Source organism: Georgenia sp. TF02-10 (assembly GCF_022759505.1).
In the GTDB taxonomy this organism is placed as follows: Bacteria; Actinomycetota; Actinomycetes; order Actinomycetales; family Actinomycetaceae; genus TF02-10.
Genome location: NZ_CP094289.1, coordinates 2,354,368 through 2,381,367 on the forward strand (window position 1 = coordinate 2,354,368; position 27,000 = coordinate 2,381,367).

24 protein-coding genes and 1 other RNA gene are annotated in these 27,000 nt (G+C 75.6%); 14 read left to right on the forward strand and 11 right to left on the reverse strand.

The features are described 5' to 3' along the window. Window positions 1–169 precede the first annotated feature (169 nt). Window positions 170–541, reverse strand: a complete 372-nt coding sequence (locus MF406_RS10585) for an RDD family protein (protein ID WP_242893035.1) — start codon at window positions 539–541, stop codon at window positions 170–172. Between the two features lie 481 nt (window positions 542–1,022). On the opposite strand from MF406_RS10585, the gene glnA (MF406_RS10590) reads away from it, so the two are divergent. The 5 genes from glnA (MF406_RS10590) to MF406_RS10610 all read left to right on the forward strand — a co-directional run bounded on the left by glnA (MF406_RS10590) (window position 1,023) and on the right by MF406_RS10610 (window position 6,820). Beyond that, window positions 1,023–2,447, forward strand: a complete 1,425-nt coding sequence (gene glnA / locus MF406_RS10590; protein ID WP_242893037.1) for a type I glutamate--ammonia ligase — start codon at window positions 1,023–1,025, stop codon at window positions 2,445–2,447. 369 nt (window positions 2,448–2,816) lie between these two features. After that, window positions 2,817–3,620: an NAD(P)-dependent oxidoreductase gene (locus tag MF406_RS10595; protein ID WP_242893039.1), complete on the forward strand. Its 804-nt coding sequence runs from the start codon at window positions 2,817–2,819 to the stop codon at window positions 3,618–3,620. A gap of 400 nt (window positions 3,621–4,020) precedes the next feature. Then, window positions 4,021–4,977, forward strand: a complete 957-nt coding sequence (locus tag MF406_RS10600) for an ABC transporter substrate-binding protein (RefSeq protein ID WP_242893041.1) — start codon at window positions 4,021–4,023, stop codon at window positions 4,975–4,977. Further along, on the forward strand, window positions 4,977–5,957 hold the full coding sequence (locus MF406_RS10605) for an amino acid ABC transporter permease (protein WP_242893043.1): 981 nt from the start codon (window positions 4,977–4,979) through the stop codon (window positions 5,955–5,957). Before MF406_RS10600 ends, MF406_RS10605 begins: the two co-directional genes overlap by 1 nt. Before the next feature lie 98 nt (window positions 5,958–6,055). Next, a complete protein-coding gene (locus MF406_RS10610) occupies window positions 6,056–6,820 on the forward strand; it encodes an amino acid ABC transporter ATP-binding protein (RefSeq protein ID WP_242897769.1) in 765 nt (254 codons plus the stop codon). A gap of 9 nt (window positions 6,821–6,829) precedes the next feature. On the opposite strand, the gene MF406_RS10615 is transcribed toward MF406_RS10610, so the two are convergent. The 3 genes from MF406_RS10615 to glnA (MF406_RS10625) all read right to left on the reverse strand — a co-directional run bounded on the left by MF406_RS10615 (window position 6,830) and on the right by glnA (MF406_RS10625) (window position 12,021). After that, a complete protein-coding gene (locus tag MF406_RS10615; protein WP_242893045.1) occupies window positions 6,830–7,492 on the reverse strand; it encodes a histidine phosphatase family protein in 663 nt (220 codons plus the stop codon). 17 nt (window positions 7,493–7,509) lie between these two features. Beyond that, complete coding sequence (locus MF406_RS10620; RefSeq protein ID WP_242893048.1) at window positions 7,510–10,548, reverse strand: bifunctional [glutamine synthetase] adenylyltransferase/[glutamine synthetase]-adenylyl-L-tyrosine phosphorylase; 3,039 nt, start codon at window positions 10,546–10,548, stop codon at window positions 7,510–7,512. 141 nt (window positions 10,549–10,689) lie between these two features. Beyond that, a complete protein-coding gene (gene glnA, locus MF406_RS10625; RefSeq protein WP_242893051.1) occupies window positions 10,690–12,021 on the reverse strand; it encodes a type I glutamate--ammonia ligase in 1,332 nt (443 codons plus the stop codon). 265 nt (window positions 12,022–12,286) lie between these two features. Here glnA (MF406_RS10625) and MF406_RS10630 point away from each other — a divergent pair, with 265 nt between their 5' ends. Together MF406_RS10630 and panB are read left to right on the forward strand one after the other, a co-directional pair. Continuing rightward, window positions 12,287–14,098: an NAD+ synthase gene (locus MF406_RS10630; protein ID WP_242893054.1), complete on the forward strand. Its 1,812-nt coding sequence runs from the start codon at window positions 12,287–12,289 to the stop codon at window positions 14,096–14,098. Between the two features lie 186 nt (window positions 14,099–14,284). Then, a complete protein-coding gene (gene panB / locus MF406_RS10635) occupies window positions 14,285–15,241 on the forward strand; it encodes a 3-methyl-2-oxobutanoate hydroxymethyltransferase (protein ID WP_242893057.1) in 957 nt (318 codons plus the stop codon). A 120-nt stretch (window positions 15,242–15,361) separates the two neighbouring features. On the opposite strand, the gene MF406_RS10640 is transcribed toward panB, so the two are convergent. Then, window positions 15,362–15,562: an SPOR domain-containing protein gene (locus MF406_RS10640; protein WP_242893060.1), complete on the reverse strand. Its 201-nt coding sequence runs from the start codon at window positions 15,560–15,562 to the stop codon at window positions 15,362–15,364. Between the two features lie 70 nt (window positions 15,563–15,632). Here MF406_RS10640 and map point away from each other — a divergent pair, with 70 nt between their 5' ends. From map to MF406_RS10660, 4 genes are all read left to right on the forward strand, one after another. After that, the gene (gene map, locus MF406_RS10645; RefSeq protein ID WP_242893063.1) at window positions 15,633–16,511 is read left to right on the forward strand and encodes a type I methionyl aminopeptidase; all 879 of its coding nucleotides are present in this window, start codon (window positions 15,633–15,635) and stop codon (window positions 16,509–16,511) included. 220 nt (window positions 16,512–16,731) lie between these two features. Then, window positions 16,732–17,487: a polyphosphate--glucose phosphotransferase gene (ppgK, locus tag MF406_RS10650; protein WP_242893066.1), complete on the forward strand. Its 756-nt coding sequence runs from the start codon at window positions 16,732–16,734 to the stop codon at window positions 17,485–17,487. A gap of 245 nt (window positions 17,488–17,732) precedes the next feature. Continuing rightward, on the forward strand, window positions 17,733–17,945 hold the full coding sequence (locus MF406_RS10655) for a PspC domain-containing protein (RefSeq protein WP_242893068.1): 213 nt from the start codon (window positions 17,733–17,735) through the stop codon (window positions 17,943–17,945). A 153-nt stretch (window positions 17,946–18,098) separates the two neighbouring features. Continuing rightward, window positions 18,099–18,530 carry a hypothetical protein gene (locus MF406_RS10660; RefSeq protein ID WP_242893071.1) on the forward strand — a complete coding sequence of 144 codons (432 nt, stop codon included), beginning with the start codon at window positions 18,099–18,101 and terminating at the stop codon, window positions 18,528–18,530. A gap of 66 nt (window positions 18,531–18,596) precedes the next feature. On the opposite strand, the gene rnpB is transcribed toward MF406_RS10660, so the two are convergent. Further along, window positions 18,597–18,979: RNase P RNA component class A (gene rnpB, locus MF406_RS10665), an RNA gene on the reverse strand. 232 nt (window positions 18,980–19,211) lie between these two features. Between rnpB and MF406_RS10670 the strand changes: the two genes are divergently transcribed. Then, the gene (locus MF406_RS10670; protein WP_242893073.1) at window positions 19,212–20,009 is read left to right on the forward strand and encodes a YaaA family protein; all 798 of its coding nucleotides are present in this window, start codon (window positions 19,212–19,214) and stop codon (window positions 20,007–20,009) included. A gap of 164 nt (window positions 20,010–20,173) precedes the next feature. Here MF406_RS10670 and MF406_RS10675 read toward each other — a convergent pair whose 3' ends face one another. Both MF406_RS10675 and MF406_RS10680 read right to left on the reverse strand, forming a co-directional pair. Beyond that, window positions 20,174–21,436, reverse strand: coding sequence for an MFS transporter (locus MF406_RS10675; RefSeq protein ID WP_242893076.1), 1,263 nt, complete (start codon window positions 21,434–21,436; stop codon window positions 20,174–20,176). A gap of 67 nt (window positions 21,437–21,503) precedes the next feature. Continuing rightward, window positions 21,504–21,875 (reverse strand): DUF6788 family protein, encoded by a 372-nt coding sequence (locus MF406_RS10680; RefSeq protein WP_242893078.1) that lies wholly within the window; start codon window positions 21,873–21,875, stop codon window positions 21,504–21,506. 78 nt (window positions 21,876–21,953) lie between these two features. Between MF406_RS10680 and MF406_RS10685 the strand changes: the two genes are divergently transcribed. Next, the gene (locus MF406_RS10685) at window positions 21,954–23,318 is read left to right on the forward strand and encodes an NF041680 family putative transposase (protein ID WP_242893081.1); all 1,365 of its coding nucleotides are present in this window, start codon (window positions 21,954–21,956) and stop codon (window positions 23,316–23,318) included. A gap of 177 nt (window positions 23,319–23,495) precedes the next feature. Here the strand turns inward: MF406_RS10685 and MF406_RS10690 are convergent, their stop codons facing one another. From MF406_RS10690 to MF406_RS10700, 3 genes are all read right to left on the reverse strand, one after another. Next, complete coding sequence (locus MF406_RS10690) at window positions 23,496–24,233, reverse strand: zinc ribbon domain-containing protein (RefSeq protein WP_242893090.1); 738 nt, start codon at window positions 24,231–24,233, stop codon at window positions 23,496–23,498. Then, on the reverse strand, window positions 24,230–25,384 hold the full coding sequence (locus MF406_RS10695; RefSeq protein WP_242893105.1) for a Nif3-like dinuclear metal center hexameric protein: 1,155 nt from the start codon (window positions 25,382–25,384) through the stop codon (window positions 24,230–24,232). The genes MF406_RS10690 and MF406_RS10695 overlap by 4 nt, the downstream gene beginning before the upstream one ends. A gap of 212 nt (window positions 25,385–25,596) precedes the next feature. Further along, on the reverse strand, window positions 25,597–26,028 hold the full coding sequence (locus MF406_RS10700; protein ID WP_242893108.1) for a protein-tyrosine phosphatase family protein: 432 nt from the start codon (window positions 26,026–26,028) through the stop codon (window positions 25,597–25,599). A 276-nt stretch (window positions 26,029–26,304) separates the two neighbouring features. Between MF406_RS10700 and MF406_RS10705 the strand changes: the two genes are divergently transcribed. Beyond that, entirely contained in the window at window positions 26,305–26,982 is a 678-nt protein-coding gene (locus MF406_RS10705) for a hypothetical protein (protein ID WP_242893110.1), read from the forward strand. The last annotated feature ends 18 nt before the right edge of the window (window positions 26,983–27,000 follow it).

Here is a 27,000-nt window from a genome sequence, read left to right on the forward strand (position 1 = left end):
GCGGCGGCCGCTCCCGAGTCCGGCTGCCGCTGACTGCCCGCGGCCGTTGCTCATTCGCACGGCTGGCGCCCACCGTCCGCGGCCGTCGCTCAACGTCCGCGGCCGTCGCTCAACGCCCGCGGCCGTCGCTCAACGCCCGCGGCTGCCGCTCGCCGTCCGCGGCTGTTGCTCACTGCACCCGGGTGATGGTGGTGCCGGCCCACATGTCGTGCAGCCCGCGCCCGCCCGGTCCCCACACCACCGCGGGGATCACCAGGCAGAGCGCGACCGTGCGGACCAGCGCCCGCCACGGCCCGGGCCGCCGGCCGTCGAGGGTGCGCACCGCGAGCCCGCACACCGCGTGCCCGATGCTCGCGCCCAGCGTCGAGAGCATCAGCCACGTCTCCAGCGCGAACACCGCCAGGGTCGCCCGCTCGTCGAAGCCGAAGAACCCCGCGCTGATCGCCGAGGCAATCCCCCAGTCCAGGAACAGGGCCAGCACGCGCCGGCCGAGCGGGGCGACGGGCGGAGCGGCCGAGGGGGCAGGGACGGTCGCGGGCACCCTGGCAGGGTACGCGGGACGACGGCGCCCGAGCGCCGCCGTCGGGCCGTGCGGTGGCGCCGGCGCGCCGGTGCCCGCCCCCGGTGCCGCCGTCGTCCCGGGCCGTGGCGCCGCTGCTGGGCCGAGCCTTGCCCCGGGATGGTGCGCCGGCCAGGCTCTGGCCCGGTCCCACCATCTCTGTAGTCGTTATGGCGCATGTCTGTAGTCGTTGTGGCGGCTTGCCGGCGCCCGCAAGCCGCCACAACGACTACAGAGTTGCGCGTCGGGGTGTAGCACCTGGGGCGTCCGGGGGCGTAGCGGGCAGGCCAGCGGCGGCGCCTCCGCTCCGCCCAGAACCCCGCCCCCGGACCAGGCGGCACCGGCGCCGACCTGGCCCGGCACGCACGGGCCCGTAACACGCCCGACACATCGCAGTGACACCGGGGAAACCGCCGGACCGTAGCGTCGGCCGCGTTCGCTACCACCAAACCCGAGGAGCACGATGTTCGCCAGCGCCGAAGAGGCGATCGCCTTCACGCGGAACGAAGGCGTGCGGTTCGTCGACGTCCGCTTCTGCGACCTGCCCGGGGTCATGCAGCACTTCAACATCCCCGTGGAGGCGTTCACGCCGGACGCGTTCACCGAGGGCCTCATGTTCGACGGCTCCTCCATCCGCGGCTTCCAGGCGATCCACGAGTCGGACATGAAGCTCGTCCCGGACGTGAGCAGCGCCTTCGTCGACCCGTTCCGCAAGCAGAAGACGCTCGTCGTCAACTTCTCCATCGTCGACCCGTTCACCGACGAGGCCTACTCCCGGGACCCGCGCAACATCGCGGCCAAGGCCGAGGCGTACCTGGCCAGCACCGGCATCGCCGACACCGCCTACTTCGGCGCGGAGGCCGAGTTCTACATCTTCGACGACGTCCGGTTCCAGACCAGCCAGCACTCCAGCTTCTACTACCTCGACTCCGCCGAGGCCGCCTGGAACACCGGCCGCGAAGAGGACGGCAAGAACCTGGGGTACAAGACCCGGTACAAGGGCGGGTACTTCCCGGTCTCCCCCAACGACCAGATGGCCGACCTGCGCGACGACATGGTCCGGGTGCTGCACGAGGTGGGCCTCGACGTCGAGCGGGCGCACCACGAGGTCGGCACCGCGGGCCAGCAGGAGATCAACTACCGGTTCAGCACGCTGCGCGGCGCCGCCGACGACCTGATGAAGTTCAAGTACGTCGTCAAGAACGTCGCCTGGCAGGCCGGGAAGTCGGCCACGTTCATGCCCAAGCCGCTCTTCGGGGACAACGGCTCGGGTATGCACTCCCACCAGTCGCTGTGGAAGGACGGCAAGCCGCTGTTCTTCGACGAGCGCGGCTACGGGGGGCTGTCGGACATCGCCCGCTGGTACATCGGCGGCCTGCTCACCCACGCCCCCGCCCTGCTGGCCTTCACCAACCCGTCGGTGAACTCCTACCACCGGCTCGTGCCGGGCTTCGAGGCGCCGGTCAACCTGGTCTACTCCGCCCGCAACCGCTCCGCCTGCATCCGCATCCCGGTGACCGGCTCCTCCCCCAAGGCCAAGCGGATCGAGTTCCGGGTGCCGGACCCCTCGTCGAACCCGTACCTGGCCTTCTCGGCCATGCTCCTGGCCGGCATCGACGGCATCCGCAACCGGATCGAGCCGCCGGAGCCGATCGACAAGGACCTCTACGAGCTCCCGCCCGAGGAGCACGCCCAGATCGCCCAGGTGCCCGACTCCCTGCCCAAGGTCCTCGAGGCCCTCGAGGCCGACCACGACTTCCTCACCGAGGGCGACGTGTTCAGCCGGGACCTCATCGAGACCTGGGTGGACTACAAGCGCACCAACGAGATCGACCCGCTGCGCCTGCGCCCGCACCCGCACGAGTTCGAGATGTACTACGACCTGTGACCATGTCAGGCCGCTGACCTGGGAGAACGCCCGGCAGGGCGGCTGCTGGTCCCCAGCGAGTCCGCACGATCGGCCGGCGCAATCGCGCCCGCCGTGCGTGCGGGCTCGTCTGCGCTCGGGGCCAGGTGACCGGGCACGTCCGGCCGTCCACCCGTACGACGGCGGCCGAGCTCGTCGGTCACGACGGCGGCCGAGCTCGTCGGTGACGATGTCCCGTGCCCCTCCCCTGCGGTGTCCTGACCCGCAGGCCGTGCGGCGCCCGGCCTCCACCGCCACACTGGGCCGCGCGCCGCGTGGACGGCGGTCAGCAGTTGGCGGAGCGTGAGCGGACGGAGGCACCAGGTGGCGGGTCCGGCGGGCGGAGGTCAGATGGCGGAGCACGAGCGACGGACCGTCGTCGTGAGCGGGGCAGGCGGCCGGATCGGCGGATACCTGCGCCGTGCCGACGGCGGCCTGGCCGCCCGGGGGTGGCGGCTGCACCTGCTCGACGCCGCCGCCCCGGCCGACCTCGGCGCGGACGAGCCGTTCACCCAGGCCGACATCTCGGTGGAGGAGTCGACGGAGGTCCTGGCCGCGGCGATGGCCGGCGCGGACGCCGTCGTCCACCTCGCCGGCATCCCGAGCGAGGACGCCTGGACCCGGATCCGACGTACGAACATCGACGGCACCTACCGGGTGCTCGAGGCCGCCCGCCGGACCGGGGTGCGGCGGGTGGTGCTGGCCAGCTCCAACCACGCGGTCGGGTTCTACCCCACCGGCGAGGTGGCCCGCACCGACCGGCCGGTCCGCCCGGACTCCTACTACGGCGTCTCCAAGGCCGCTATGGAGGCGCTCGGCAGCCTCTACGCCGACCGGTACGGGCTCGAGGTCGTCTCGCTGCGGATCGGGCTGTGCGCGGACCGCCCCGCCACCACCTTCGACCTGGGGATCTGGCTCAGCCCCGGCGACGCGGTGCGGCTGGTCGACGCCGCCCTGCGCGGGCCGGTCGACGGGCCGGTGGTCGCCTACGGCATCTCCGCCAACACCCGCGCCTGGTGGGACCTGAGCACCGCCCGGGCCCTCGGCTACGCCCCGGAGGACGACGCCGAGCGGCTTGCCGACGAGGTCGAGGAGTACGCCGGCCCCGACGGCGTCCTCGGCCACACCATGGTCGCGCAGGAGCCGACCCCGTAGCGCCGGGGTGCGAAGCGTCATGCAGGCCAGACCGCCCAGCGTCATGCAGCGCAGACCGCCCAGCGTCATGCCGGCCAGACCGAACAGCGTCATGCGGGCCAGGCTGCCGCCCGTCCCTGTGGTACTTGTGGCGGTCGCAGGCGCCGTGGGACCGCCACAAGTACCACACGGACGCGAGCCTGCCGACGGTGCGGCGAGCCTGCTCCGAACCGCTCGTCAGCAGCGACGAGCCTGGCCCGAGCCGCACGTCAGCACCGGCCTGCCCATGCATAGTCATGCACCCGTACGTATACACTGGTGCGCGTCCCGCGGCGGACCGCCCGCCCCGGAGCACCCTGGCGCCCCGCCGGGAAGCGCCACCGTCCCGCCCGGCACCGCCGGCCCGCCCGAAAGGCCCACCATGCGCCCCAGGCCCACCACGCGCCGCCTGACCCTGCTGCCCCTGCTCGCCGCCGCCGGGGCGCTGACCCTGGCCAGCTGCACCAACGCCGCCGAGACCGGCGGCGGCGGCGACGGCGGCGGCGACGGCACCGACAGCCCGGTCGCGGAGGAGACCGCCGAGGCCGTGCCGAGCTTCGACGCGTCCAGCGTGACCACCGTGGACGAGATCGCCGCGATGCTGCCCGCGGACTTCGACGGCACCCTCACCCAGGGCGTGAACCTCGCCTACGCGCCGGCGGAGTTCCGTGACGAGAACCAGGACCCGGTCGGCTACGACGTCGACCTCGCCCGGGCGCTCGCCAACGTCCTGGGCGCCGAGCTCGAGGTCTCCCACGCCGAGTTCGCCTCGATCATCCCCGGCATCGGCACCCAGTACGACATGGGCCTGTCCTCCTTCTCGGTCACTCCCGAGCGGCTGGAGCAGGTCAACATGATCACCTACCTCGAGGCCGGCTCGACCTTCTCCGTCCAGGCCGGCAACCCGCAGGACCTGGACCCGGAGAACCTCTGCGGGGCCACCATGGGGGTGCAGACCGGGACCATCCAGGACGAGCAGTCCGCGGAGATGGCCGCCCAGTGCGAGGCCGACGGGGAGGAGCCGCTGGAGGTGCTGCGGTACAACTCCCAGGCGGACGTGACCACCAACCTCGTCGGCGGCAAGATCGACGTCATGTACGCCGACTCCCCGGTGGGCCAGTACGCCGCGCTGCAGACCGACGGCCAGGTCGAGCAGCTCGGCGAGGTGACCGACGCCGCCCCGCAGGGCATCGTCGTCGCCAAGGACGACGCCGAGCTCACCGCCGCGCTCCAGGCGGCGATGCAGCACCTGATGGACGAGGGCACCTGGGCGGAGATCCTGGACGCCTGGGGCATCACTGGCGCGCTGAGCACCGCCGAGCTCAACCCGGCGCTCTGATGGACCGCCGGCAGGCCCGGGGCACGGACGACGGCGGCGCGCCCGAGCTCATCCGCGCCCACCGCGTCCGCCGCCCGGGCCGGCTGGTCTCCGCCGTCGTCGTCGTGGTGCTGGCGGCGATGGCGGCCAACGCGCTGATCACCAACCCCAACTTCCGGTGGGACGTCGTCTGGCTCTACCTCCGCGACGTCACCGTCGTGCGCGGGGTGGGCTGGACGCTCCTGCTCACCGCCGGCGCGATGGTCATCGCCATCGTCCTGGCGGTGGCGCTGGCCATCATGCGCCGCTCGGACAACCCGGTGATGCGCTGGGTGGCGTGGGTGTACATCTGGTTCTTCCGCGGCACCCCGATCTACACCCAGCTGGTGTTCTGGGGCCTGATCGGGGTGCTCTACCCGCGGCTGAGCCTGGGCATCCCGTTCGGGCCGGAGTTCGTCACCTTCACCACCCGCGACGTCTTCTCGGCGTTCTACGCCGCCCTGCTGGGCCTGGCCCTGAACGAGGCGGCCTACCTCTCCGAGATCGTCCGCTCCGGGCTGAACAGCGTGGACGTCGGCCAGTCCGAGGCGGCGCGCGCGCTCGGCATGACCGAGCCGACCATCCTGCGGCGGATCGTCATCCCGCAGGCGATGCGGGTGATCGTGCCGCCCACCGGCAACGAGACGATCTCCATGCTCAAGACCACCTCGCTGGTCCTGGCGGTCCCGTTCACCCTGGACCTGACGTTCGTCACCAACGCCGTCGGCAACCGGCTGTTCCTGCCCGTCCCGCTGCTCATGGTCGCGGCGCTGTGGTACCTCGCGATCACCTCGATCCTGATGGTCGGCCAGCACTACCTCGAGCGGTACTACGGCCGCGGCTTCGCCGGCGCCGGGGGCCACGGGGGGCGCGGCGGCCGCCGGACGATGGGCCGCAAGCAGCAGGCCATCCTGGCCGCCGGCACCACCAAGGAGGACCCGTTCGTGGAGTTCACCCCGTGACCGCCGGGCCCGACGGCGCCCGCGCCGGTTCGGCGTCGGCCGCCACCGCCCCGGCCGCCCGCCCCGGCCAGCAGGCCACCGGCCCGGACGCCGAGCCGATGGTCCGGGTGGCCGGCGTGCACAAGTTCTTCGGCGAGCTGCACGTCCTGCGCGGGGTGGACCTGACCGTCCCGCGCGGCTCGGTCTGCGTCATCCTCGGCCCGTCCGGGTCGGGCAAGTCCACCCTGCTGCGCTGCGTCAACGTGCTGGAGGAGATCGGCGCCGGCCGCATCTACGTCGCCGGCCAGCTCATGGGCTACCGCGAGGAGACCCGCCGCGGCCGCCGCGAGCTCTACCAGCTCCACCCCCGGGCCGTCGCCCGGCAGCGCGCGCGGGTGGGGATGGTGTTCCAGCGCTTCAACCTCTTCCCGCACATGACCGCGCTGGAGAACGTCATGGAGGCCCCGGTCCGGGTCAAGCACGCCGACCGGGCCGCCGCCCGGGACCGGGCCCGGGAGCTGCTCGACCGGGTCGGGCTGGCGGAGCGGGTGGACCACTACCCGGCCCAGCTCTCCGGCGGGCAGCAGCAGCGGGTCGCGATCGCCCGGGCCCTGGCGATGGACCCCGAGCTCATGCTCTTCGACGAGCCCACCTCGGCGCTGGACCCCGAGCTCGTCGGGGAGGTCCTCGGCGTCATGCAGGACCTGGCCGCCTCGGGGATGACGATGATCGTGGTGACCCACGAGATCGGCTTCGCCCGGGAGGTCGGGGACCACGTGGTGTTCATGGACGACGGGGTCATCGTCGAGCAGGGGCCGCCCGCGGCGGTCCTGGACCACCCCCGGCACGAGCGGACGCGGGCGTTCCTGTCCAAGGTCCTCTGAGCGGGCGGGTCAGCGGAGCACGACGGCGTCCCCGGCCGTGCCGTCCGCCTCCGGGTGGTCCACCGCCGGGCCGCCGAGGGCGTGGCCCTCCCAGTCCTCCACCGTCCACCCGGTCGGGGCGGACGCGACGACGACCGCGCCGGTGTTGGTGATCGGCCGCCGGGCGGCGTACTCGGCGGTGACGTTGTCCGCGCGCATGGCCACCCAGGCGCGGATCACCGCGCCGTGGCTGACCAGCGCGGCGGTGGCGACCCCGCTGGCGCGCACCTCGGCCACCACCTCGTCGAACCGGGCCAGCACCTCCGCCCCGGTCTCCCCGCCGGGCAGCCCGGTGCCCAGCCCGCGGTCGGGCCAGGTGAAGATGGTCATCACGTACCGGCGCAGGGAGTCCGGGTCGTTGGCCATCTCCAGCTCCCCGGCGGCCACCTCCCGCAGCCCCGGCCGCACCTGGACGGCGAGCCCGAGCGCCTCGGCCAGCGGGGCGGCGGTCTGCCGGGCGCGGGCCAGGTCCGAGGCGTAGACCGCCTCGATGCCCGTCCCGGCCAGCGCCGCGGGCAGCGCGGCCGCCTGCTGGCGGCCCAGCTCGGTCAGGTCCGCCCCCGGCGGGGCGGTGTCGAGGTGGTTGCCGACGTTGGAGGTGGTCTGCCCGTGCCGGAGGAGGATGAGCCGCATGGGCCCATCCTCGCCCATCACCCGTAGAACAGGTCGTCCACCACCGCCCGGGCCCGGCGGGCGGCGCGCAGGTAGTCCTCCTCCAGGTCCAGCCGGCCGCCGGGCGGGTAGCCGAGCAGCCGGGCCACCGGCTCGAGGTCGGCCGGGGCGTGCGGCAGGACGTCCGTCCGCTGCCCGGTGGTGCGCCCGGTGGCCAGCACGACGGCGTCCCGGACCCGGGCGGCCAGCGTCCAGGCCGCCGCGAGCCGCTCGGCCTCGGCGGCGGTGACCAGCCCGGCCTCGCGCAGCGCGGCCAGCGCGGCGGTGGTCGACGTCGTGCGCAGCGCGGGCACCGCCCCGGCGTGCCGGAGCTGGAGGAGCTGGACGGTCCACTCCACGTCGGCCAGCCCGCCCCGGCCGAGCTTCAGGTGCCGGGTGGGCGGCACCCCGCGGGGCAGCCGCTCGGCCTCCACCCGGGCCTTGACCCGCCGCAGCTCGCGCAGGTCGGCGGGCGCCAGCCCGCTGGCGGGGTAGCGCACCGGGTCCACCAGGGCGGCGAACCGCTCCCCCAGCCCGGCGTCCCCGGCCACCGGCCGGGCCCGGAGCAGCGCCTGGCGCTCCCACGGCTCGACCCACCGGTCGTAGTACTCGGCGTACGCGGCCAGCGTGCGGGTCAGCGGCCCGGACCGGCCCTCCGGCCGGAGGTCGGCGTCCACGGCCAGGGACGGCTCGGGGCCGGTGCCGCCGAGCAGGCCGAGCACCCGGGTGGCCACGGCGACGGCGACCCGGGTGGCGGTCTCCGGGTCCGCGCCGGGCACCGGGTCGTGCACGAAGAGCACGTCGGCGTCGGAGGCGTAGCCCATCTCGGCGCCGCCGAGCCGGCCCATGGCCACCACCAGGTACCGGGACGGGGGCTCGGCCAGGCCGGCGTCGGCCGTCGCGTCGGCGACCGCCACCCGCAGGGCGCCGGCGACGGCGACCTCGGCGCCGGCGGTGACCAGCGGCGTGCCGGTCCCCACCCCGTGGAGGACGTCCGCCAGCGCCGCCCGGGTGAGCTCGCGGCGGCGCAGGTACCGGGTGGCCTGCGCTCCGCCGGTCGGCTCGTCCCGGCGGGCCAGCAGCGCCGCCAGCTCGGCGTCCAGCGCCGGGCGGGCCGGGCCGGCGAGCTCGCCGTCGTCGTCCAGCCAGGCCACGGCCTCGGGCAGCCGGGCGAGCGCGTCGGCGGCGTAGCGGGAGGCGGCGAGCACGTGCGCCAGCCGCTCGGCGGCGACGCCGGAGTCGCGGAGCAGCTTCAGGTACCAGTGGGTGGTGCCCATGGTCTCGGAGAGCCGGCGGAAGCTGAGCAGCGCCGCGTCGGGCTGGGCGCCGTCGGCGAACCAGCCGAGCATGACCGGCAGCAGGTGCCGCTGGATCGCCGCGCGGCGGGAGACCCCCTCGGTCAGGGCGGCGATGTGCCGCAGCGCCCCGGCCGGGTCGCGGTAGCCGATGGCGGCCAGCCGGGCCCGGGCGGCGTCGGGGGCGAGGGAGACGTCGGCGGCGGAGAGCCGGGCGGTCAGCGGCAGCAGCGGGCGGTAGAAGATCTCCTCGTGCAGGTCGCGGACCTCCCGGCGCACCTGCCGCCAGCGCTCCTCCAGCGCGGCCGCGCCGTCCACCCCGTCGGCGTGCAGGCCCCGGCCGAGCCGGCGCAGGTCCTCCTCGGCGGTGGGCACCAGGTGGGAGCGGCGCAGCCGGTAGAGCTGGATCCGGTGCTCGAGCAGCCGGAGGAAGCGGTAGTGGTGGCCCAGGGCGTCGGCGTCGTCGCGGGCGACGTACCCGCCGGCGGCGAGCTCGGCCAGGGCGTCGAGGGTGGCGGCGGAGCGGACGGTGGGCTCGGTGCGGCCGTGCACGAGCTGGAGGAGCTGGACGGTGAACTCCACGTCCCGCAGGCCGCCGCGGCCGAGCTTGAGCTGGCGCTCGGCGTCGGCGGCGGGCAGGTGCGCCTCCACCCGGCGGCGCATCGCCTGGGCGTCCTCGACGAAGTGCTCCCGCTCCACCGCCGTCCACACCAGCGGCGCCAGCTGGTCGCGGTAGGCCGCGCCCAGGGCCAGGTCCCCGGCGACCGGGCGGGCCTTGAGCAGGGCCTGGAACTCCCAGGTCTTGGCCCACCGCCGGTAGTAGGCCAGGTGCGAGGCGAGCGTGCGGACGAGCGGGCCGTCCTTGCCCTCCGGGCGCAGGTTGGCGTCCAGCGGCCACAGCGCCGGCTCCGGGCCGGGGGCGGAGCAGACCTTCGCCAGCGCGGCGGCGAGCCGGGTGCCGGTGGCCAGCGCCTGCGCCTCGGCGGCGCCCGGGGCGGGCTCGGCGACGTAGACGACGTCGACGTCGGAGATGTAGTTGAGCTCGCGCCCGCCGGTCTTGCCCATGGCCAGCACCGCCAGGCGCACCTCCTCGGCGCCGCCCAGGTCGGCACGGGCGACGGCGAGGGCGGCGTCGAGCGCGGCGGCGACGATGTCGGCGAGGGCGGCGGCCACCAGGGGCAGGTCGGCCAGCGGGTCCGGGCTGGTCAGGTCCGCGGCGGCGATCTCCAGCAGCCGGTCGCGGTAGGTGCGGCGCACCGCGGCGGTGCCCTCGGCGCCGGCCAGCCCGGCGACCGGGACGTCCGCCGCGGGGTCGGCGCCGACGGCGCGCAGCGCCCGGTCCCGCTCGTCCGCCTCGGTCAGGTCCAGCACGGCGGGCTCGCCCGGGCGGTCGGCGAGCAGCGCCACCGCCGCGGGGCGGGCGACGAGCAGGTCCCCCAGCGCCGTGCTGGCGCCGAGGACGGCGAGCAGGCGCCGGCGGTGCGGGCCGTCCGCGGCAAGGACCGCCGCCAGGCCCGGGCCCTGCCCGGCGGCCTGGGCGGACTCGGCGAGGCGGAGCAGGGCGAGCAGGGCCAGGTCCGGGTCGGCGGTGGCGCCGAGCGCCTCGGCCAGCGGGGCGCCGGCCGCGTCGGCCGCCGCCCGGACCCCGGCCAGCGCACCGTCGTCGAGGAGGTCCGCCGCCCGCTCGGCCCGGACGAACCCGAGCCGGCGCAGCCGGGCGGCCGGGGAGACCTCACGCGCCATGGCGCTCCCGCACCGTCCCGGCCGTGCGCACGATCCCGGCCCCGCCCGCCGCGGCGGCCCGGCCGGACGCCGTCGCCGGGCGCACCGTTCCGGCCCCGCGGTCCGTCACCGTCGCGCCCACGGACCCGGCCGCGCGCGCCATCACAGCCCCGGGATGAACCGCTGGAGCTCGAAGGCGGTGACCTGGTTGCGGTACTCCTGCCACTCCTCGTGCTTGTTGCGCACGAAGTAGTCGAAGGCGTCCTCCCCCAGGGTCTCGGCGAGCAGCTCGGAGGACTCCATGAGCTCCACGGCCTCGCGCAGGGACGCGGGCAGCTCCTGGATGCCCAGCGCCCGCCGCTCCGCCCGGGTCATCGCGCACACGTCGTCGTCGGCGCCCTCGGGCAGCTCGTACCCCTCCTGGATGCCCTTGAGCCCCGCGCTCAGCAGCACCGCGAAGGCCAGGTAGGGGTTGGCGGCGGAGTCCAGCGCCCGGTACTCCACCCGCACCGAGTTGGCCTTGTCCGGCTTGTACATCGGCACCCGGACCAGGGCCGAGCGGTTGTTGTGCCCCCAGCACACGTAGCTCGGGGCCTCGCCGCCGCCCCACAGCCGCTTGTAGGAGTTGACGTACTGGTTGCAGACCGCGGAGATCTCCCCGGCGTGGTGCAGCAGCCCGGCGATGAAGGCCCGGGCGGTGGCGGAGAGCTGGTACTGCCCGGCCGGGTCGTAGAAGGCGTTGCGGTCGCCCTCGAAGAGGGAGAGGTGGGTGTGCATCCCCGAGCCGGGCGCGTCCACCAGCGGCTTGGGCATGAAGGTGGCGAAGACGCCCTGCTGCAGGGCGACCTCCTTGACCACCGTGCGGAAGGTCTGGATGTTGTCCGCCATGGACAGCGCGTCGGCGTAGCGCAGGTCGATCTCGTTCTGCCCGGGCCCGGCCTCGTGGTGGGAGAACTCCACCGAGATGCCCATCGCCTCCAGCGTGGTGATGGCGTCGCGGCGGAAGTCGTGGGCGGTGCCCCGGGCCACGTGGTCGAAGTAGCCGGCGCGGTCGATGGGCTCGAGGTTGAGCGGGTCGGCGTCCTTGAAGAGGTAGAACTCGATCTCGGGGTGGGTGTAGAAGGTGAAGCCGGCCTCGGCGGCCCGGGCCAGCGCCCGCTTGAGCACCCCCCGCGGGTCGGACCGGGCGGGCTCGCCGTCGGGCGTGAGGATGTCGCAGAACATCCGGGCGACGCCGTTGTGCTCCCCCCGCCACGGCAGCACCTGGAAGGTGGCCGGGTCGGGCTTGGCGAGCATGTCGGCCTCGTAGACCCGGGTCAGCCCCTCGATAGCCGAGCCGTCGAAGCCGATGCCCTCGGCGAAGGCGCCCTCGAGCTCGGCCGGGGCGACCGCGACGGACTTGAGCACCCCGAGGACGTCGGTGAACCACAGCCGGATGAACCGGATGTCCCGTTCCTCGATCGACCTCAGGACGTACTCCTGCTGCCTGTCCATCGCTGCCCTCCGGTGTCGGCGCCCCCGCCGCGGCGGGGACGGCGCGGCCGGTGCGCCGCACGCCCCCATCATGGCGCACCCGGGGTCGCGGTCTGCAGCGGCGCCACCGGGGCGGGACGGGCCGACGGCGGGGTGGCCGGTCCGGTGGTCGCGGCGGCGCCGGCCGACGGCGGTGGCCGGTCCCGGCCCCGCCGTCAGCCGGTCTCGTCCTCGCCCCAGCCACCCTCGGGCTGCGTCGGCCGGGGTCCGCAATAGGGTGACGTCCATGAAGATCCGGATCGCGCTCGGCCAGCTGAACCCACGCGTCGGGGACCTGGACGGCAACGCCGAGATCGTCCGCGGCGCCGTCGCCGCGGCGGTCGCCCGCGGCGCCGACGTCGTCCTGCTGCCCGAGATGGTGCTCACCGGGTACCCGGTGGAGGACCTCGCGCTGCGCGGGTCCTTCCGCGACGCCGCCGCCGAGCGGCTCGAGCGGCTGGCCGGCGAGCTCGCCGCGGACGGCCACGGCGCCGCCCACGTCGTCCTCGGCTGCCTGGGCACCGCCGCCGACGGGCGCCCCACGAACGTCGCCGCCCACGTCACCGGCGGCGCCGTCGCCGACGTCTACACCAAGCACCACCTGCCCAACTACGGCGTGTTCGACGAGCACCGCATCTTCGCCCCGGGCACCGGCGCCGTCGTGCTGGAGGTGGGCGGGCAGCGGCTGGGCGTGGTCATCTGCGAGGACATCTGGGTCGACGGCGGCCCGCTGGCCGAGCTGGCCGGGCAGGGCCTGGACGCCCTCCTCGTCCTCAACGGCTCCCCCTACGAGCACGGCAAGGGGAAGGTGCGCCAGCGCCTCGCCGCCGACCGGGCCGCCGAGCTGGGCTGCCCGGTCGCCTACGTCAACATGGTCGGCGGGCAGGACGACCTGGTCTTCGACGGGCACAGCTTCGTGCTGGACGCCGACGGCGCCCTGGTGGCCGCCGCGCGGGGGTTCGGCACCGACCTGCTCGTGCTCGACCTGCCGGGCGGCGGGGCGCCGCCGCGGGCCCTGCCCGCCGAGGGGGCGGCGGCGGGCGAGAGCGCGTCCGACCGTCCGGAGCTCGGGGCACCGGCGTTCGCCGACCGCGCCGCGGCCGCCGACGCCGCCCCAGGCACCGCCCCGCGGCTGCCCGGCGCCGGGCTGCCCGCCGACGCCGACGACACCGGCCAGATGTACCACGCCATCACGCTCGGGCTGGCCGACTACGTGCGCAAGAACGGCTTCACCTCGGTGGTGCTCGGCCTCTCCGGCGGGATCGACTCCGCCCTGGTGGCCGCCGTCGCCGCGGACGCGCTCGGCGGCGACCGCGTCATCGGGGTCTCGCTGCCCTCGGCCTACTCCTCGACGCACTCGCGGGACGACGCCGCCGACCTCGCCGACCGCCTCGGCCTGGACTACCGGGTCCAGCCCATCGCCCCGATGGTGGACGCCTTCACCGGCCAGCTCGCGCTCACCGGCCTGGCCGAGGAGAACCTGCAGGCCCGGCTGCGCGCCGTCGTCCTGATGGCGATCTCCAACAGCGAGGGCCCGCTCCTGCTGGCCACCGGGAACAAGAGCGAGCTCGCGGTGGGGTACTCGACCATCTACGGCGACGCCGCCGGCGGGTTCGCCCCGCTCAAGGACGTCCTGAAGACCAAGGTGTGGGAGCTGGCCCGGTGGCGCAACGCCGTCGCCGAGGCGGCCGGCGAGCGCCCGCCGATCCCGCCGAGCTCGATCGAGAAGCCGCCGTCGGCCGAGCTGCGGCCGGGCCAGCAGGACAGCGACTCCCTGCCCGAGTACCACCTGCTCGACGGCGTGCTGGCCGGGTACGTCGACCGCAGCATGGGCCGGGCCGAGCTGCTGGCCGCCGGCTTCGACGCCGAGACGGTGGAGCGGGTGGTCACCCTGGTCGACCGCGCCGAGTGGAAGCGCAGGCAGTACCCGCTCGGCCCGAAGGTCACCGCGGTGGCCTTCGGCCGGGACCGCCGCCTGCCGGTGACCAACGGCTGGCGCGAGCAGCCCGCCGCCGAGGTCCCGGTGAACGCCGAGCCCGCCCGCGAGCCGGCCGGCTGACCCGGCCGGCCGCCGGCCAGCGCCGTCCGGCGTGGCCCGGGCCGCCGTCGTCCTGGCGAGCCGTCGGACGAAGCTCCGGCCGCCCGGCTCCCGCCGGCCCAGCCAGCCCCAAACCCTCCGCCGGAGCCCCAGCCGCCGATCTGCCCCGTCCGACCGTCCCAGCCGCCCGTCCCAGGAGCCAGCCCCATGCCGAACCCCGACGCCGCCGGCGTCCCGGCCGCCGACCGCACCAACCCGTCTGCCGGAGCCCCCGGTCAGGGTGGCCCCGTCGCCCAGGGCCAGGCGGGCCACGCCGCCCAGGGCCAGGCGGGCCACGCCGCCCAGGGCCAGGGCGTGCCCGTGCCCAAGCGGGTCCGGGTCCAGCACCTGCGCCAGGCCAAGGAGCGCGGGGAGCCGCTGACCATGCTGACCGCCTACGACGGCGTCACCGCCCGCATCTTCGACGAGGCCGGGATCGACCTGCTGCTCGTCGGGGACTCCATCGGCAACACGATGCTCGGCTACGACACCACCCTGCCGGTGACCGTGGACCAGATGGTCGTGGCGGTGCGGTCGGTCGCCCGCGCCACCCGCCGGGCGATGGTCGTCGCCGACCTGCCGTTCGGCTCCTACGAGGCCTCCCCGGCGCAGTGCCACGCCACCGCGGTGCGGATGCTGAAGGAGGGCGGCGCGCACGCGGTGAAGTTCGAGGGCGGCGCGCACCTCGCCGAGCACGTCCGGCTGCTGTCCCGTTCCGGCATCCCGGTCGTCGGGCACCTCGGCTTCACCCCGCAGTCCGAGAACATCCTCGGCGGCAAGCGGGTGCAGGCCCGGGACAACGACGCCGCCGAGCGGCTGGTCAGCGACGCCCTCGCCCTGGCCGGGGCGGGCGCCGTCGCCGTCGTGCTGGAGATGGTGCCCGGGCCGGTGGCGGCCCGGGTGACCGAGGTGCTGCCGGTCCCCACCATCGGGATCGGGGCCGGGCTGGAGGTGGACGGCCAGGTGCTGGTGTGGACGGACATGGCCGGGATGACGTCGTGGTCGCCGCGGTTCGCGCAGCGGTTCGGCGAGGTCGGCGCCGAGCTGTACGGCGCCGCCCGGCGCTACGCCCGGGAGGTGCGGGAGCGGACGTTCCCCGGCCCGGAGCACACCTTCAGCCAGTAGCCCGGCCGGAGCCGGGAGGCGAGCCGGGGCGAGGCGCCCGCCGCAGTGCCGGCCCGAGCACGCCGGGCCGCAGCTTGGCGCCCGGCCGCAGCATGGCGGCCGCCCGGATGCGGCGCGGCGTCACCGGCCCCGCCCCTGCTCCTCCCGCCAGGCGGCGTCCTCGGCGTCCCACTGCTCGTTGCGGGCCCGGGCGCGGGCCATCGCCTCCCGGGCCGCCTCGGCGGTGGGGTAGGGGCCCATCCGCCGGGTCCAGCCGGACACCTTGCCCCGCTCCACCTGCCCGGTGGCGAGGTCGTAGTAGTACTCGTCCTGCTCGCTCACGCCGGCCTCCCGCCCGGCCCCGACCCGGGGCCCTCCGACCTGTCCGTCCTCAATACACTGGCACTCATGCTTGCGCCCATGCTCGCCGACCGCGCCCCGCGGCACCCTGACCAAGGGCAGGGTCTCCCCCCGCCGCCCGGTCCCGGCCGGGATCGGCCGGCCCGAGTACGTCGGGCGCACCGGGCCGGAGCGGATCACCGCCCCGGACGTGAAGCCCCCGGAGACGGTCGAGCGGATCCGTCAGGCCTCCCGCATCGCCGCCCAGGCCATGGTGGAGGTGGGCCGGCACGTCGCGGCCGGGGTCACCACCGACGAGCTGGACCGGGTGGGCCACGAGTTCCTGGTCGACCACGGCGCCTACCCCTCCACCCTGGAGTACCAGGGCTTCCCCAAGTCGTTGTGCACCTCGGTCAACGAGGTCATCTGCCACGGCATCCCGGACTCCACGGTGCTGGCCGACGGCGACATCCTCAACGTGGACATCACCGCCTTCGTCGACGGCGTCCACGGCGACCTGAGCGCGATGTTCGAGGTCGGCACGGTGGACGAGGAGTCCCACCTGCTCGTCGAGCGGACGCGGACCGCGATGGAGCGCGGGATCAAGGCCGTCCGCCCGGGCCGCGAGGTCAACGTCATCGGCCGGGTCATCGAGTCCTACGCCCGCCGGTTCCAGTACGGCGTCGTCCGGGACTTCACCGGGCACGGCGTCGGGGAGGCGTTCCACTCCGGGCTGGTCATCCCGCACTACGACTCCGCTCCCCGCCACGACACGGTCATGGAGCCGGGGATGGTGTTCACGATCGAGCCGATGCTCACCCTCGGCGACATCGACTGGGAGATGTGGGAGGACGGGTGGACGGTGGTCACCAAGGACCGTTCCCGCACCGCGCAGTGGGAGCACACCCTCGTCGTCACCGACGACGGCGCCGAGGTCCTCACCCTGCCCTGACCGGGCCGACCGGGCGGCGCACCGCACCCCGGCCCCGCCCGAAGCCCCACCGCCTACGCCCGCCTGCCACGTCCGCCTCCCCCCGCCCGCGTCCGCACCCCGTCCCCTCTGCCCGGCTCTGCACCTCGTCTCCCCCGCCCCGGCACTCCCCCGCCCGTCCCGCCTTCGAACCGAACCTCCCCGCCGTGGCCCCGCCGCGACCACCACACCAAGGAGCGTCATGACCCCCTCCCTCGGCTTCGGCATCGACATCGGCGGCTCGGGCGTCAAGGGCGCCCCGGTGGACCTCACCACCGGTGCGCTCACCGCCGAGCGGCTGCGCCTGCCCACCCCCAGCCCGTCCAAGCCGCAGCCGGTGGCGGAGACCGTCGCCGAGCTGGTCGCCGCCTTCGACCTGCCCGCCGACCTGCCGCTCGGGCTGACCTTCCCGGCGCCGATCAAGCACAACGTGGTGGGGTTCATCGCCAACCTGCACAAGTCCTGGAAGGGCGTCGACGTCGACGAGCTCTTCACCGAGGCGATCGGCCGGGACGTGGTGGCGGTCAACGACGCCGACGCCGCCGGCGTCGCCGAGGCCGCGTTCGGGGCGGCCCGGGGCGTGCCCGGCGTCGTCATCGTCACCACCCTCGGCACGGGCATCGGCTCCGCCCTCCTCGTCGACGGCACCCTGGTGCCCAACACCGAGCTCGGGCACCTGGAGATCGACGGCCACGACGCCGAGCGCCGCGCCTCCTCGGGAGTGCGGGAGGCGGAGGACCTGAGCTGGCGGGAGTGGGCGGACCGGCTGCAGCGGTTCTACGAGACCGTCGAGATGCTGTTCTCTCCCGACCTGCTCGTCGTCGGCGGCGGGGTGAGCCGCAAGCACGAGAAGTTCCTGCCGCTGCTGCGCACGAAGGCCCCGATCGTGCCGGCCGAGCTGCGGAACTCGGCCGGGATCGTCGGGGCGGCGTACCTGGCGGCACAGACGGACGGCTGAGGCGGGGGCCGGCGGCCGAGCCCGGGGGCCGGGAACTGAGCCCGGCGCGAGCAGTTGAGCCAGGCGCGAGCAGCTGAGCCCGGCGGCCGACGACGGCCGGTACCGCTGGTCGTGCGCACCCGCGGCCCGGGTCGGGACCCGAGTCAGGGACCGGTCAGGGTCAGCCCCCGATGCGACCGGCGGGCCGCTGGGTCAGGCTAGAGGTCAGCGGCTAGCCGCCAGACGACCGCTAGAGAGAGGCGACAATGTCCGACATCAAGAGTGCGTTCCGCCGCCAGGGACTCGTCCGTCCGGTCCAGGGCCGCGTCCTCGGCGGGGTCTGCGCCGGGCTGGGGCAGCGGTTCGGGCTCGCGCCCTGGCCGACCCGGTTCCTGTTCCTGGTCCTGCTGTTCCTGCTCCCGGGCAGCCCGTTCATCATCTACCCGGTGCTGTGGGTGCTCATGCCGAGCGAGTACTGACCCGCCCGGTCTCCGGCGACGGCCGACGGGGCCCGCTCCGGAGCGGCGCGTCTTGCCTCCCGACACGCGACACGTGTCGCTGGTTCCCCTGCGGACCGGCCGTCACACTCGTATCATTCGTAACAGTTGTCGGGTCGGCGGGCGGAGGGGGACATGAAGGCGGGACGCTGGATCGCCGTTGGTGCCGTGGCGGCTGCCGGGCTGGCGGTCGCGACGACGGCCGCCACCTCCGTCGCGCGCAGCGGCGCGGACGTGGACGTGACCGTCGTCGTCTCCGACGCCGCCACCTCCGGCCGGTCGGACTGCCCGCCCGAGCGCTACGAACGGACCTTCTTCGACGGCGCCGCTGTCGAGCTGGCGGACGACGCCGGAGACGTCCTGGGCGCGCAGGACCTCGAGGGCGCCCCGACCGCCTCGGAGCGGGGCTGCGCCTGGTCCGCCACCTTCACCGAGGTCCCGCAGTCCCCGGCGTACACCGTCACGCTGACGACCACCGACGTCCCGGCCCGCACACACACCTTCGAGGTGGACCGGGAGCGGCTGGCGGGCGACGACTGGACGTTCTGGGTGAGCGCGGTCAGCTGACCCCCGGCTGGCGGCGGCTCCGGTGACGAGCCCGGCACGGCGGTTGGGGCTGTGACTGTGGATGGGCGGATGAGTCAGCCGGTACGCCGGGTTCTGTCCCGGGGCGCCGTCGCCAGCGCCCCGGTGGCGGCCATCCATCTACGGCGTGCGTTGCCGCACGCCTCCAGCGACCTACCCGCAGACTCGGGCGGGCAGCCCTGATCACGTCTGCTGTCTGGTCTTGCTCCGGGTGGGGTTTGCCGAGCCACGACGGTCACCCGCCGTGCTGGTGGTCTCTTGCACCACCCTTTCACCCTTACCGGCGGGCCGGAGCCCGCCGGCGGTCTGCTTTCTGTGGCACTTTCCCGCGGGTCACCCCGGGTGGGCGTTACCCACCACCCTGCCCTGCGGAGCCCGGACGTTCCTCGGCACCGGTTGGTTACCGGTGACGCGGCCGCCTGGCTGACTCATCCGCGCCGACCATGATACCGGGGCGGCCCAGGTCCCGGCCTCACCCAGATCCGGCCTCACCCAGATCCGGCCTCACCCAGATCCGGCCTCACCCAGGTCCGGCCTCATCCAGGTCCCGGCCTGGCCCTTGTGCCGGCGCTGCCCGCCCCCGTGCCGGTGCCGTGCCACCTCTGGCCGGCCCGCGGCCAGGGGCTGGATCGGGGGCGGTGGCGCGCTGGCTAGGATCGCCCGGTGCTCGTGCTCCTCCCGCCCTCGGAGGCCAAGACCCCGCCCCGCTCCGGCCCGCCGGTGGACCTGTCGACCCTGTCGGCGCCGTCGCTGGCCGGCCCCCGGGAACGGCTGCTCGACGCCGTGGCCGGGCTCGCGGCCCGGCCGGACGCGGGCGAGGTCCTCGGGGTGGGACCCGGCGCCGCGGCCGACGTCGCCCGCAACGCCGCGCTGCGGACGGCACCGGCCGCGCCGGCCGCCCGGCTCTACACCGGGGTGCTCTACGCCGCGGCCGGGCTGCCGGGTCTGACCGGTGCCGCCCGCGCCCGGGCGGCCCGCGTGGTGCGGATCTTCTCGGGCCTGTGGGGCGTCCTCACGCCCGCGGACCGGATCCCCGCCTACCGCCTGGCCATGGGGGTGGACCTGCCCGGCGTCGGGCGCCTGGCCAGCTACTGGCGCCACCACCTGCCGGCGGTGCTGGCCGAGCAGGCCGCCGGGCGGGTGGTGGTGGACTGCCGCTCGGCCGCCTACGCCGCGGCCTGGCGGCCGCCGGCGAGCGCCACCCACCTGCTGGTCCAGGTGGTCCGGGAGCGGGACGGCCACCGGCGCGTCGTCTCCCACCACGCCAAGCACGCCCGCGGCCTGCTCACCCACCACCTCCTGACCCGGCCGGGCCGGCTCCCCCGCTCGGCCGAGGAGGTCGCCTCGGCCGCGGCGGAGATGCCGACGACGGCGGCCGGGACGGCGGGCGGGCTGCACGCCGTCGAGCTCGGCGACCCGGTGCGGGGGCGGCGCACGCTCACCCTGGTCACGCACGGCTGAGCGGGCGGCCTTCGCGCAGCACGTCGGGCTGCCGGCGTGGCTGCCGTTGGGCTGCCGGCGTGGCCGGACGGCTGCCGGCCGGGCGACGGCGGGCGGCCAGCGCGTCTAGCCACGGGCTACCGGGGTGGCGTGCGGGCTGCCGACCGAGGCCGACGGCGGCTACGTCACCCCTCCCCCGTCGTCCACCTCGGCAGGTCCTCGACGTCGCGGTGGTGCCGGAGGGCGGTCCACACCGGCAGCGGTGCCAGCACCACGAGGATCCCGCACACCCACAACGTGGCGCGGACCCCGACGAGCTCGCCGAGGACGCCGCCGAGGAGCGCGCCGAGCGGGAAGGAGCCCATGATGACGAACCGCACGGTCGCGCTCACCCGGCCGAGCAGCCGCGGCGGGCACAGCCGCTGCCGGAGGCTGACGCTGGTGACGGCGTAGACGATCTGGCCGAGCTCCCCGGCGCCCAGGCCGAGGACCAGGAGGGCCACCCACCAGCCGCTGCCGGGCTGGGCGAGCGGGGTGAGCAGCGTGCCGGGGCCCGTGATCACCAGCGCGAGCCAGACGATGCGCGCGGTCCCCACCCGGGCGGCGAGCCGGGACGTCAGCGCGGCGCCGAGCAGGACCGTCACCGAGCCCGCCGCGACGACCGCGCCGACCGCCGTCGCCGGCAGCCCCAGCGTCCTGGACAGGAAGATGAAGGTGACCGCGGAGGCCAGCGCGAAGGAGAAGTTGCACGCCGCGCTGGTCAGGGCCATGGCCCGCAGCACCCGGGTGCGGGCGACGAAGGCGAGGCCCTCGCCGATCTCCCGGCGCAGCCGGGGTCGGCCCGCCGGCGCCGGGCGCGGCTCGCCGGCCCGGATGGCGAGCAGGGAGGCGGCCGACACCACGAAGGTCAGCGCCTGGACGAGGACGACGTTGGCGGCGCCGACCAGCGTGACCAGCCAGCCGCCCAGGCCCGGGCCGACCACCTGCCCGGTCGCCCGGACGGTCTCCACCGCGGAGTTACCCGCCAGCACCCGGTCGGTGCCGATCACCGAGGGCAGGTAGCTCTGGTAGCCGACGTCGAAGAAGACCCGGGCGACCCCGGTCAGCAGGGAGACGATCACGAGGTGGGAGACCGTCAGGACGTCGGTGGCGGCGGCGACCGGGACGGTGGCCAGCAGCACGGCCCGGACCAGGTCGCTGGCGACCAGGATGGGCCGCCGGCGGAACCGGTCCAGCCACGCCCCGGCGGGCAGGCCGACGAGCGCGAAGGCGGCGGCGCCCGAGGCGCTGAGGACGCCGACCTCGAGCGGGCTCGCCTGCAGGGTCAGGACGGCCAGCAGGGGGATCGCCACCCCGCTGACCTGCGTGCCGAGCTGGCTCGCGGCCTGGCCCAGGAGGAGGAGTCGGAAGTCGTGACGGGAAGGGAAGCTGAGGGAGCCGCTGGACACGAGGTGCCTCTCGTCGTTCTGGTGGGGGAACCCCACCGGATCGACGCGGGCGTCTCTCAGCTTGCGTTTAAACCTGTGAGGTCTGCTGGTCCTTGGCGTCGTTGAGGATGAGTGCGGTGGCCTTGGCGGCTACCTGGCGCATCTGGGCGACGATGTGGCGGAGCTGGCGGTCGTTGTCGATCCACTCCTGGTAGAGGCCCGCCTCGGTCGGGGTGAGCCGTCGGGTGACGGTCTTGCCGTCGACCTTGGCGGTCCACTGCCAGTAGGGCCCGTGCATCTGTGGCGGGTCGGCCCGGCAGCGGCAGCCCGGGGTGGCGCACCTGGTGTAGCGGCGGGTGATGCTGCCCGCGCTGATCAGGCCGAGGTCGGCGATGCGGGCGGCGAGCTCGCGGTAGCGGTCTTGGTGGGCAGCGAGCTCCTGGGCTGTCGATGAGTTCATCGTGGTTCCTCCGGCGTGTCGGACGAGGTCTCCATCCTCTGCCAGACAGTATGGCTACTGTCTGGCGAAGGAGGCAGCATGGTCCACGACGACAGATCGCTCAGCGTCCCGGGCGGGGCCGGGCTGGTCGGTTTCCGGGAGGGCTTCTACCAGGCCTGGACCGGCTGGGCGGACGCCGCCTTCGAGCTGACCGAGGCGGTGCTGTGCACGCCCGGCCCGGTGACCTCGGTGCCGGCGCTGTCCCTGGAGCCGGTGTTCCGCCGCTCGCACGGCAGCCTGTACAAGGCCCTGGCCCGGGGGCGGGTCGACGCCGGCGCGGTGCGTGACCTGCTCGCGGCCCACCGTCCCGGCGGCTGGCCGCTGGTCTTCGCGATGGACGCCACGACCTGGCCGCGGTGCGATGCCGAGACCAGCCCGGGGCGCGGGTTCTACTACTCCGCCTCCACCCACTCCGCCGGGCAGCCCATCGTGGCCGGCTGGTCCTACCAGCACCTGGTCCAGCTCAGCTGGGCCAAGGACTCCTGGACCGCGCCGGTGGACGTGGTCCGCCTGGACCCCACCGCCGATGCCACCACCGTCACCGCCGCCCAGGTCACCGGCCTGGTCGCCCGGCTGGGGGCCACCGAGCAGGTCCCGGTCGTGGCCTTCGACGCCGGCTACGACGCCCCCGGCCTGACCCACGCCCTGGCCGGGGTCCGCGCCGGGATCGTGGTCCGGATCCGGGACGACCGGGTGTTCTACGCCGACCCCGAGCCGGCCCCGGCCGGGCGGGCCGGGCGGCCCCGCCGGCACGGGGCCCGCCGCGCCCTGCGCGAGGTCGCCTCCTGGCCCACCCCCGACCACAGCATCACCGCCACCGACGACCGGTACGGCACCGTGCGGGTGGACGCCTGGCACGACCTGCACCCCAAGCTCGGCCGCCGCGGCCCCTGGAAGGACAGCGACGTCGTCCCGATCGTGCGCGGGACGATCATGCGGGTGGACGTCGAGCACCTGCCCAAGCCCACAAGCCGCACCAAGAAGGTCCTGTGGCTGTGGGTCACAGGCCCCCACGGCACCGACCTGGACGTCTGCTGGCGGGCCTACCTGCGCCGCTTCGACATCGAGCACACCTTCCGCTTCTACAAGAACACCCTGGGCTGGACCGCGCCCTCGCTGCGCACCCCCGAGCAGGCCGACCGGTGGACCTGGATCATCACCGCCGCCTACACCCAGCTCCGCCTGGCCCGCACCCTCGTCGAGGACTGCCGCCGCCCCTGGGAACGACCCCGACCACGCCCCAAGCTCTCCCCGGCCCGGGTCCGGCGAGGATTTCGCCAGCTCCAGCCCCACCTACCCCCCATGGCCAGGGCACCGAAATCCCGCACCCCCGGACCCGGACGACCCCCCGGCACCCGAACCGGCCCACGAACCCGACACCCAGCCATCAAGAAGGCCGCGTAGAGGTTAAAACGCAAGCTCAGGGCGAGCAGAACGTACCGGGCGCTGGCGGCGCGTGTCCAGGCCCGCGGGGCCTGTCCGGCGGCGCGGGCCCAGGCCCGCGGCGCGTGCCCGGGCCGGCGGCGTGCAGCGGGCCGGCGATCGGCAGCAGGGCCCGGCCCTACCTGGCCGGGTCCGGCCCTACCCGGCCGGGTCCAGCCGCACCAGCACGTACCCGTGGTCCTCCGAGATCAGGACCTCCTCCGGGTTGGCGGCGTCGATGGCCGCCAGCTCGCTGAGGGTGAACTCCACCTGTACCCCGTCCGTGCGGTGCCCGCGCAGGGCCACCGCGCCGAGGCCGCCGGTGCGGGCCCGGGCGTGCTCGTACAGCGCCACCAGCTCGGCGTCCAGGTCGGCCGCCAGTGCGTCCCGGGCCTGCCGCACCTGCGCGAGCTCGGCGTCCAGCCGGCTCAGCTCCGCGTCGCGGACCGCGGTGTGGTGGGCGACGTCGGCGGTGATCGACCGCTCCTGCTCGGCCAGCGCCGCCTCCCGGGCCTCCAGCCCCTCCACACGCTCCATCACCTCCAGCTGGGCCTCCTCCAGCACCGCCTGGCGGTCGGCGAGCTGGGCGAGCTCCTTCTGCAGGGCGACGAGCTCGCGGGACAGGCCGGTGCCGGCGTCGAGCTGGGCGCGGTGCCGAGCCGCACGGTTGCGGACCTGCTCGACGTCGGCCTCCGCCCGCGCCAGCTCCCGGCGGGCGTCGCCGGCCTCCGTGCGCGCCTCGACCTGGGCGCGGTGCAGGTCCGCGGCGCGGCCCTCGAGCTCGGCCAGCGTGGCCAGCACCGGCAGGGACCGCCGCTCGTGCGCGAGCCGGGCGGCCCGGGTGTCGAGGGCCTGCAGGTCGAGCAGCCGGCGCTGGTCCTGCACGGGGGCTTTCACGGGCGGGCTCCTTCGGTGGGGGCGGTCAGCTGCAGGTCCCACGGGTCGGTGACCAGGGTGGAGACGTGCGTGACCAACGTAGCGCCGCGCTCGACGGCGCCGGCCCGCAGGACGGCCGCGGCCCGGGGCAGCCACGGCCACTCGCTGGCCCAGTGGGTGGTGTCGACGAGGTAGGGCCGGCCGCCGGCGAGGTGCTCGCTGGCGGGGTGGTGCCGCAGGTCGGCGGTGACGTAGACGTCCGCGCCGGCCCCGCGGGCCGCGGCCAGCAGGGAGTCCCCGGCGCCGCCGCAGACGGCGACGGTCGCCACCTCGCCGTCGAGGTCACCGCCGACGCGGACGCCCGCCGGGGTGGCCGGCAGCGCCGCGGCGACGCGCTCGGCGAAGGTCCGCAGCGTCGTCGGCCTGGGCAGCCGGCCGACCCGGCCGGTGCCGGTCGGGCCGCCGGTGTCCGGCTGGGCGATGAGGGTGAAGGCCGGCTCCTCGTAGGGGTGCGCCGCGCGGAGGGCGGCGAGGACCGCGGCGCGGCGCTCGCGGGGCAGGACCATCTCCACCCGGTCCTCGGCGACGGTCTCGGTCAGCCCCACCCCGCCGACGGCGGGCCGGGCGCCGGGCAGCGGCCGGAACGTCCCGGTGCCCGGGGAGGTGAACGCGGCCCGCTCGTAGGCGCCGAGGCGGCCGGCGCCCGCGGCGGCGAGGGCGTCGAGCAGGTCCTGGGTGCGGTCGGCCGGGACGAAGGTGACCAGCGTGTCCAGCGCGGTGGGCAGCGGCTGCAGCGGCCGGCACCCGGTCAGGCCGAGCGCGTCGGCCAGGGCCGCGGCGACGCCGTCCGCCGCGGCGTCGGCGTTGGTGTGCGCGGCGTACAGGGCGCACCCATCGCGCAGCAGCCGGTGCACCACCCGGCCCTTGGGGTTGTCCGCGGCCACCGTGGAGGTGCCGCGCAGGTACAGCGGGTGGTGGGTCAGGAGCAGGTCCGCGCCGCGGGCGAGGGCCTCCTCGGCGACGGCCTCGGTCGGGTCCACGGCGAGCAGGACGGTGCGGACCTCGGCCGCCGGGTCCCCCGCCACCAGTCCGACGGCGTCCCACGGCTCGGCGGTCCCCGGCGGGTAGCGGTCCTCGAGGATGCCGACGACGTCGGCCACGGTCAGCGGCATGCCTCGACCCTACCGAGGGCGACCGGGCCTGCCGCCCCGGGGCGGCCGCCGTCGCACGCCGCTCAGGAGGGTGCCGTCGCGAGCCGGGCCGCCGGGCGTCGTCGCACGCCGCGCGAGGTGCCATCGCAAGCCGCGCGAGGCGCCATCGCAAGCCGCGCGGGACGGGCGCCGTCGTGCCCCACGCCGCCGGCCGCCGTCGCGAACCGCCCGGGTCAGAGCCGGCCGGCCGTACGGCGCAGCCAGCGGCGCTGCCACGGGGTCTCCGCCGCGCGCGGGTGGTAGTGCGCGCGCACCCACGGGACGGCCTCGTCGACCGGGACGCCGGCCATCACCGCCAGCAGGGCCAGCGCCGTCCCGGTACGTCCGACGCCGCCGGCGCACGCGACCTCCACGCGCTCGTCGGCCGCCCGCGCGTAGGCCTCGCGCAGCGCGGCGACCGCCTGGGGAGTGGAGGCGGGCAGGCCGAAGTCCGGCCACCGCACCCAGCGACTCTCCCAGCCCACCCGCTCCGGCGGGCGGCCCAGCAGGTACACCCCGAAGTCCGCCGCGGCGACGCCGTCCGCCTGCTGGCGCAGGCCCCGGCCGCGCACCCGCCGGCCGTCCGGCAGCTCCACCACGCCCGGTCCGCGGGCCCACGTGGTCACGCGGCACACCGTAGCCCGGTGGGGGCGCCGGCCGGAGGGGTCGGCCCGTCGGCACGGGTCGCGCGCCGCGCCGTTGCCCTCGACCGACGCCCCTCGCTAGCCTTCGTGCGGCGCCACGTCGCGCCGGACCTCCACGTCGGCACTCGCGCTGCCGGCTTCGCCCGAGGGCGAGGAGGCAAAGGGGACCTCGAGTGCTCGACGGAAGTTCCGGACGACGTGCACCGGTGCGGCGGGCGGGCGCGAGCCGTCGGCCTGTGCCGAAGACACGGAGTCCCGATGACCACGCAAGAGTCCTTCAAGCGCCGCATCCGCAGCCGGATGGCCAAGACGCACGAGCGGTACAACGCCGCGCGCCGGGCCCTCCTCGCGCAGGCGACCCGTCCGCCGGCCGCCGGGCGCGGGTGGGTCGCCGCCCCGCAGCTGAGCGACGAGGCGGTCCGGGCCGGCACCGACCGCTCGTGGGAAGAGTGGGTCGACCTCATCGACGCCGGACCCGGGCGCGCCGCCGGTCACACCGCGATCGCGACGTGGCTGCGGGAGGCGCACGCGGTGGACGGCTGGTGGGCGCAGGGCGTGACGGTCGGGTACGAGCGGATCACCGGCATCCGCCTCCCCGGTCAGATGCCCGACGGCACGTTCACCGTCAGCCGCAGCCGCACCCTGCCCGGCGACCTCGACGCGCTGCGGGCCGTCCTGCTCGACGACGACGCCCGCGCGTCGCTCTTCCCCGGCCTGAGGACCAGCCTCCGGTCCTCGCCGACCGCCAAGCAGCTGCGCTTCGACGTCTGGGACGCTGGCAGCGGTGAGCCGGCGGGGGTGCTCGCGGTGTCGGTCGACCGGGCCAGGGCCGGCATCAAGCTCGTCGTGACGCACGAGAAGCTGGCGTCCGTGCAGGCCGCCGACGTGTGGAAGGCCTTCTGGGGCGACTGGATCTCGTCGCTCGACCCCACCTGACCCGGCAGTGGCCGTGCC